The 601-nt window shown below is 60.4% G+C and carries 1 protein-coding gene; it reads right to left on the bottom strand.

Translation table 11 applies throughout. From position 1 onward, the window contains the following. Positions 1-19: 19 nt before the first annotated feature. On the bottom strand, positions 20-601 hold a 582-nt coding region (locus tag GTP77_RS29815; protein ID WP_161075752.1), incomplete at its 5' end, for a transposase.

Here is a 601-nt window from a genome sequence, read left to right as displayed (position 1 = left end):
GTAGATACTGTTATGCCGGTCAAGCGTTTTGAAGCTCCTGATTGAATGGTTTGCCAGATTTTAAGACGCCGAAAGCAACGTGGACGAGCTTGCGCATCATGGCGCCGATCACCAGCTTGGCCGGCTTGCCTGCTGCTTCCAGGCGGGTGCGGAACTGGCGCCCCCAGTCGGTGCGGTACAGCGCCACCATAGCCGGCATGTACAGATTTTTGCGCAGATGCGCGTGGCCGATCTTGGACATCCGGGGCCGCTGCTTCACGCTTGATCCGGACTCATGTTGGCGCGGATCGAGGCCTGCAAAGGCGGCAGCCTGCCGGCCGTTGTCGAAGCGCCCGGCATGCATGCCATAGGCCAGCAGTAACGCAATGGTATTGTCCCCGACACCGGGAATGGTATCGAGTAAGTCGCGTCTGCCGCGCATGTCGGGATCGTCGTTGATGTGATCACGTACGCGCTTGCGCAGCTGTTTAATCTGCTCGCCGAGCCAGGCAATATGCTGTTCGATATCGGCCCGGACCGATTCGCGCGCCACGTCCAGGCGGTTCGTTTCCTGCGTCTGCATGGCCAGCAGCGCATCCAGGCGCAGCACCATCGCTTTCAA

It is taken from the genome of Pseudoduganella aquatica, from assembly GCF_009857595.1.
GTDB classification, from domain to species: domain Bacteria; phylum Pseudomonadota; class Gammaproteobacteria; order Burkholderiales; family Burkholderiaceae_D; genus Rugamonas; species Rugamonas aquatica_A.
Note: the sequence above shows the minus strand (reverse complement) of the source record. Positions and strands in the feature narration are given on the sequence as shown.